Annotated in this window: 5 protein-coding genes; all 5 read right to left on the bottom strand. The window is 68.1% G+C overall.

Features of this window, described 5'->3' with window-relative positions:
- Nucleotides 1-100: 100 nt before the first annotated feature.
- Nucleotides 101-2,185: a DEAD/DEAH box helicase gene (locus ACRDPS_RS23305; protein ID WP_431504050.1), complete on the bottom strand. Its 2,085-nt coding sequence runs from the start codon at nucleotides 2,183-2,185 to the stop codon at nucleotides 101-103.
- A gap of 371 nt (nucleotides 2,186-2,556) precedes the next feature.
- The gene (locus tag ACRDPS_RS23300) at nucleotides 2,557-4,212 is read right to left on the bottom strand and encodes a M4 family metallopeptidase (RefSeq protein WP_431504049.1); all 1,656 of its coding nucleotides are present in this window, start codon (nucleotides 4,210-4,212) and stop codon (nucleotides 2,557-2,559) included.
- Between the two features lie 181 nt (nucleotides 4,213-4,393).
- Nucleotides 4,394-6,346 carry a M13 family metallopeptidase gene (locus ACRDPS_RS23295; RefSeq protein WP_431504048.1) on the bottom strand — a complete coding sequence of 651 codons (1,953 nt, stop codon included), beginning with the start codon at nucleotides 6,344-6,346 and terminating at the stop codon, nucleotides 4,394-4,396.
- An 82-nt stretch (nucleotides 6,347-6,428) separates the two neighbouring features.
- On the bottom strand, nucleotides 6,429-6,866 hold the full coding sequence (locus ACRDPS_RS23290) for a hypothetical protein (protein ID WP_431504047.1): 438 nt from the start codon (nucleotides 6,864-6,866) through the stop codon (nucleotides 6,429-6,431).
- 59 nt (nucleotides 6,867-6,925) lie between these two features.
- A partial coding sequence (locus ACRDPS_RS23285; protein WP_431504051.1) for a M15 family metallopeptidase occupies nucleotides 6,926-7,036 on the bottom strand: 111 nt, incomplete at its 5' end.

Genomic DNA, 7,036 nt, shown 5'->3' with positions numbered 1-7,036 from the left:
GCCTCGGCCTGCACACGTGACCTCTCGGCCTGCACAACTGACGCCTCGGCCTGCACACGTGACCTCTCGGCCTGCAGAACTGACGCCTCGGCAGGCGAATTCAGGTGGTGGTGGCGAGGACGAGTGGGTGGACGGTGGCGGCGCCGGCGTCGAGGAGGGCTCGGGCGGCGAGGGTGATGGTCCAGCCTGTGGCGACGCGGTCGTCGACCAGGAGTACGTCGGCACCGGGAGGTATGTCGGCGCGGAGGGTGAAGCGGCGGCCGACGACGGCCACGCGCTGGGCCGAGTTGGAGGCGCCCTGGCCGGGGTCGACGCCGGGGTCGACGATCGCCCACGACCCGAGGACGGGGACGCGGAGGTAGCGCGAGAGGCCCTCGGCGAAGTCGCTGGTCAGCGTCGGCCGGGTCGCCGACTCGACGAAGACGATGCCGCCGATCCGGGGACGCCAGTCGCCCAGGACCTCGACCACCGCCTTCACCAGCGGCACCGGCACCGGGCCGTCCTGGGCGGGTTCGCGGAAGAGGTCACGCAGCGCTTGCCCGTAGCCAAGATCGGTCAGCCGCGCGATCGCGCGCCCCTCGAGCGGGCCTTCCTTGATCTTGCCCTTGAGCTCGATGCCGAGCCTGTCGAGGCCGGTGGGCCACATCTTCTTCGGGTCCACGACGACCCCGGGCCGTGACAGCCTGGCCGAGGCTTCCTCGACCGCGCCCTCGGAGACCGTCGAGGTCACCGAGAAGCCACCGCAGTTGTCGCACCGACCACAGTCGACGGCACCAGGATCGTCGAGCTGCTCACGCAGGAACCGCATCCGGCACTCGGTCGTCCTGAGGTAGGTGAGCATCGCGTCCTGCTCCCGGCGCCGCGCCTCGGCGACCCGCTCATACCGCTCCGCGTCGTAGTCCCACGGGACACCGGTCGCCTCCCAGCCACCGCCGACCCGGCGCGCTGCTCCGTCCACATCGAGCACCTTGAGCATCTGCTCCAGGCGCGAGCGGGACAGGTCGACGTACGTCTCCAGTGCCTGTGTCGACAAAGGCCGACCGGCCGAGGCCAGCACGTCCAGAGTCTGCCGCACCTGCTCCTCGCGCGGGAACGCCAAGGAGGCGAAGTAGGCCCAGATGTCGCGGTCCTCGATGCCCGGGAGCAGCACCACGGAGGCCTCCGAGGTGCCGCGGCCGGCGCGGCCGACCTGCTGGTAGTAGGAGACCGGCGAGGACGGCGCCCCCATGTTCACCACGAACCCGAGCGTCGCGTCGAAGCCCATCCCGAGCGCCGAGGTCGCCACCAGCGCCTTGACCTTCCCTGCCGCCAGCGACTCCTCCAGGACCGAGCGCTCCGCTGCCTCCGTACGCCCCGAGTAGGCAGCCACATCATGACCGCGCGAGCGCAGATAGTCGGCGATCTCCTCGGTCGCGGCCACGGTGAGGCAGTAGACGATGCCCGACCCGGGTTGCTCGGAGAGGTGGTCGGAGAGCCAGGCGAGCCGCTGCTCGGGGGTCTTCAACGAGACCACACCGAGCCGCAGCGACTCTCGGTCCAACGAGCCGCGCAGGACGAGAACCCCCTCGCCCATCTGCTCCGCGACATCCGAGGTGACTCGCTCGTTCGCGGTGGCGGTGGTCGCGAGCACCGGAATCCCGGCGGGAAGATCGGTCAGCAGCGTACGGATCCGGCGGTAGTCCGGCCGGAAGTCGTGTCCCCAGTCGGAGATGCAGTGGGCCTCGTCGACGACGAGCAGGCCGCACTCCGCCGCCAGCCGCGGGAGCACCGCATCGCGGAACTTCGGGTTGTTGAGCCGCTCCGGGGAGACCAGCAGGACGTCGATCTCACCCGCGTGGATGGACTCCTCGATCGCGGCCCAGTCCTCCGGGTTGGTCGAGTTGATCGTCACCGCCCGGATGCCGGCACGCCGAGCGGCCGCGATCTGGTTGCGCATCAGCGCCAGCAGCGGCGAGACGATCACGGTCGGCCCCAGCCCGGCCTCGCGCAGCAGCAGCGTCGCCACGAAGTAGACCGCCGACTTCCCCCACCCGGTCTTCTGCACCACCAGAGCGCGGCGCCGATCGACGGCCAGCGCCGAGATCGCCGACCATTGGTCCTCGCGCAGCGTGGCATCATCGCGGCCGACGAGGGCGCGCAGATGCGCTTCGGCCCGGGAGCGTACGTCGGTGGCGGTATCCGTCATGCGCCCCTGTTTACCAGTGAGCGCCGACATCCGAGCCTACGTCACCGCGAGGAACGAGCGATGACGTAACGCGAGGAGGTCGAGCGAGCGCAGCCGGGTGAGCGAAGCGAACCCGCGAAGCGGGTCGAGACCAAGTCGCGAGCACAACTGCCACCACGAGATGCCAGCGACAAATCAACGCCGAGCCGGTGCTGTTGGTCCTCCCCCACGGGGACCCGCAGAACCGGCTCGGCTTCTCCAGTATGCGTCCAATTGCCGCACCGGCATAACCACACGCCCGAATTCGTACTTTAGTTACCAAATGCGGGCGACGGCGCCCTCACCGCAGGTAAGGACGCCGTCGAGCCGGGTCTGCTGCTATTCGTGGATGCTCAGCCCACCGCGACCGCGGTCCACGCGGCCTCGACGGCTGCTACCTCCGGGCTGGAGGCACCGTAGAGGTCCGACGCCGCCTGCACGGTCGCGTCGCGCGCACCCGCGTAGTCGGTGGTCGAGGTGAAGTAGGTCGAGTTGGCACGGAACCAGATCTGCTCCGCCTTGTCGCGACCGATACCGGTGATCGTCGAGCCGTCGCACGTGGTGCTGTTGTGCTCGGTCCCACCGATCGTCTTCGCACCCGAGCCCTCGCCGAGCAGGTAGAAGAAGTGGTTGCCGACGCCGCTGGAGTAGTGGACGTCCAGGTCGCCGGTCGAGGCGTCCCAGCAGTTGACGGAGTTGCCGTCGAAGGACGGGTTGTCCATCCGGCGCAGCGGGTCGCCACCGTCGAGGATGAACGCCTCGCCGATCAGGTAGTCGCCCTGGTCCTCGGCGTTGTCGGCGTAGAACTCGACCGAGGTCCCGAAGATGTCCGAGGTCGACTCGTTGAGACCACCGGACTCACCGGCGTACTCCAGGCCCGAGGTGTTCTCGGTGACGCCGTGCGTCATCTCGTGGCCGGCGACGTCGAGCGAGACGAGCGGGCCGTAGCCGACACCGTCACCATCGCCGTACGTCATCTTCTCGCCGTCCCAGAAGGCGTTGACGTAGTCGGTGCCGTAGTGGACCCGGTTGTAGGAGCCCGAGCCGTCACCGAAGATGCCGTCGCGCCCGTGGACGTTCTTGAAGTAGTCCCAGGTGACGTTGGTGCCGTACTGAGCGTCGGCAGCCGCGGTCGCCCGGTCCTCGTTGGAGCCGTTGCCGAAGGTCGTGGTCGGGCTGGTGACCACGTCGCCGGCGAGGCAGCCCATGCCGAGGATCTGGCACAGCACGGTGTCCTCGGTGTTGTTCATGTCGGTCGTGTAGGTGCCGCCACGGGTCTCGTCGCGCAGCTCGTACGCCGAGCCGTTCTGCGTCACCTGCAGCGGGACGGTCCCGGAGTAGAGCGTGTTGCCCTCACCGTCGATCGTGTGGATGCCCTCGACCCGACGCAGCACCTTGCCGGTGGCGGCGTCGACGTAGGTCGACAGACGCGAGGGGGTGCCGTCGGCCTGGACGCCGGTCGTGTGGACGCGCCAGGCCAGCGCCGGCGAGCCGTCGGTCGCGTCGACGACGAGCTCGGGGGCCTTGTGCTTGTCACCCTTCAGGTCGGTGATCGTCTTGGTGACCGCGTCCACGACCAGCGCGGCCTTGGCGGCCGTGGTGTCGGTGACCGTCGGCTTCACCGAGAGGTCGAGCGCCTTGGTCAGTCCCTGGGAGACCGAGGTCAGCGTGCCGGCCTTGTTCTGGTGAGCGACCAGGTCGCCACCGACGACCTCGAGGCCCTCGTAGGTCCGGTTCATCCGTACGTGCGTCGCACCGTTGGCGTCCTTCAGGGTCACCACCGGGTCGAGCTTCTGGCCGGCGCCGACCTTCGAGGTCGACGGCTTGCTCGTCAGTGCGCTGATGGCCTTCTCCGCGATCGACTTGTCGTCGACGACCTTCTGCGCGGAGAGGGACACCGGCGAGATGCTGGTCGCCGAGGTGTCGGGCGACGCTGCTCCGGCTGGGTTCCCGAAGGCGGTGATGAAGGCGGTTCCGGCGACGGCGGCGGCGGTGGTCGCCCCCGCCATTCGAACGAATCTACGCATGGGGGTTTCTCCTCGAGATGGGGGCCAGGATTGGATGGGATCCTTCCATCCGAATCGGCCCAGCGAGGAAACAATTTCCTGCAATGCAGGTTTATGAAGCCGTGATTCCGCGTAACTCCGTTACGCCGTTACCAAAGAGCAACCAAACGCACCCCCGGGTATGTCACCAGATCCGCACCCGATTCTCGGGTTCGAGCCAGAGTCCGTCACCCGGCGCGGTGCCGAAGACCTCATGGAACTCGTCCAGGTTTCGCGCGATGTTGGCGCGGAACTCGGGCGGGCTGTGCGGGTCGATCGTCAGGAACTGCTGCGCCTGCTCCTTGCGCCTCACCGTTCGCCACACATAGGCCCAGTTGAGGAAGAGCCGCTGCCGGTCGCCGACGCCGGCGGCACCATCGGTCGCGAGCAGGTAGGCGGTGTGCGCGATGGTCAGGCCGCCCAGGTCGCCGATGTTCTCGCCCACGGTCAGGGCACCGTTGACGAGCTCGCCGGGGAGGTCGCGCGGAGACAGCTCCGAATACTGCGCGATCAGCGCCTTGGTCTTCACCTCGAAGGCCGCCTTGTCCTCCGGCGACCACCAGTCCTGCATGTTGCCGTCGCCGTCGAACTGAGCGCCCTGGTCGTCGAAGCCGTGCCCGACCTCGTGGCCGATCACCGCGCCGATGCCGCCGTAGTTCTCCGCCGGGTGCGCGTCCTTGTCGAAGAACGGGCGCTGCAGGATGCCGGCCGGGAAGCAGATCTCGTTGGTGCCGGGGTTGTAGTAGGCGTTGACCGTCTGCGGCAGCATGAACCACTCCTCGCGGTCCACGGGCCCACCGAGCTTGCCGAGCTGCCGGTCGGTCTCGAAGATCGAGGCCGCCGAGACGTTGCCGATCAGGTCGTCCTTGGCGATGGTCAGCTCGGAGTAGTCGCGCCACTTCGAGGGGTAGCCGATCTTCGGCGTGAACTTGTCGAGCTTGTCGTACGCCTTCTGCTTGGTGTCCTCGCTCATCCAGTCGAGCTCGGAGATCGACTTGCGGTAGGCGGCGATGAGGTTGGCGACCAGCTCGTCCATCCGCGCCTTCGCCTCGGGCGGGAAGTGGCGCGCGGCGTACTCCTTGCCGACCGCCTCACCGATCGCGCCCTCGACGATCGCGACCCCGCGCTTCCAGCGTTCCCGCAGCTCAGGGGTTCCGTTGAGGGTGCGGCCGTAGAAGTCGAAGTTGGTCTCGACGAAGTCGTCGGTCAGGTAGGGCGCCGCCCAGCGCAGCACGTGGAAGTAGAGCCACAGCTTCCAGTCGTCGATGTCGACCTCGCCGAGCACGGTCGAGAGGTGGGAGAAGAACGACGGCTGCCGCACGACCACCTCGCCGAGTACCGCCTCGGTGGCCAGCTTGGACCCGGAGAGGTTGCGGACGTACGCATCCCAGTCGAAGTTGGGGGCCAGCTCGCGCAGCTCGGCGAGGGTCAGCAGGTTGTAGGTCTTCTGCTTGTCGCGGGTCTCCTCGCGCGCCCAGTGGCCCTCGGCCAGCCGGGTGTCGATCCGGATCACGGTCTCCGCGGCCGCACGCGGGTCGGGGTGCTCGGCGAGCTCGTAGAGGCGGGTCAGGTAGTCGGCGTACTTCCCCAGCACCTCCGCAAACTTCTCGTCGAAGTAGTAGTCCTTGTCGGGCAGCCCGAGCCCACCCTGGAGCAGGTTGAAGATGTAGCGGTCGGAGGCCTTGTCGTCGTTGTCGATGTAGGACCCGAACAGCCCGTGCCCGCCGATCCGCTCGACCTCGCCCAGGAAGGCCGCCAGGTCATCGGCGTCGCGCAGCCCGTCCACGGCGGCCCTCAGGCCATCAAGAGGACGTACGCCGCGCTCGGCCACCCCGGCCTCGTCCATGAAGCTCGCGAAGAGGTCCCCGATCCGCTGGGCGTCGCTGCCCGGCGCGCCACCGGAGTCGGCGAGCTCCTCGATGATCGCGCGCACCTGCTGCTCGGCCTGATCGGCGAGCATCACGAACGGCCCCCAGCTCGACCGGTCGGAGGGAATCTCCACCTCACGGAGCCAGGTGCCGTTGACGAACCCGAACAGGTCGTCCTGCGGTCGGATGTTGTCGTCCATGCCCGGGCGGGCGTCATCAAGGATCGTCACGTGCCCCAGCGTAGAGGCGACCACCCAAGCGGCCTGGCAACAACCCCGCACATGTGGGGAAGTTGCACCGGTTTGGGCACGGTCAGCCGCCAGAACCCCGCAGGTGCGGGGTTCTGGCGGAGCTGGACTTGTAGATGTCCTTGGCGACGAAGACCAGGATGCGCCACCGGTCATCGTCGATCCCCTCGCGCCGCTCGAGATCGGCCTCCCACTGCTCGATGCGCTCGACGTGCTGGCGGCCGTCGTACTCCAGGATGGTCTTCGAGCGACGGTAGGAGAGGTCGTACTTTCTCCGTTCGATCTCGTCGCCCACCAGCAGGTTGACCTCGGGCTCGGGAAGTCCGGCCAGGACGATCAGCAGCCGAAGTCTGGTCTCCATCGGAGAGTCCACCCCGGTTCGTACGTATCCTGCCGCGGTCCGCGCGAGCGCGACACCGGGGCCGGAGGCGTCCGCGCAGAACTTCCTCAGTGTCTCCAGATCGACGAGCCCCTTGCGCACCATGTGATCGCCGACGATCACCAGGTCGACGAGCGTCAGTTGCGTCGCCAGCTCGACGAAGACCTGCCCTCGCCGCCGGATCAGCCCGGTTTGACGATGCGGTTCATCTCGAAGTGCATGGGATCGGTCCACTTCCAGTTGCCGCCCCAGGTGAAGCCCCAGCGCTCGAAGATGGAGACGACGGTGCGGTC

It is taken from the genome of Nocardioides sp. (genome assembly GCF_050699375.1).
In the GTDB taxonomy this organism is placed as follows: Bacteria; Actinomycetota; Actinomycetes; order Propionibacteriales; family Nocardioidaceae; genus Nocardioides.
This window is presented reverse-complemented; position numbering and strand designations above follow the sequence as displayed.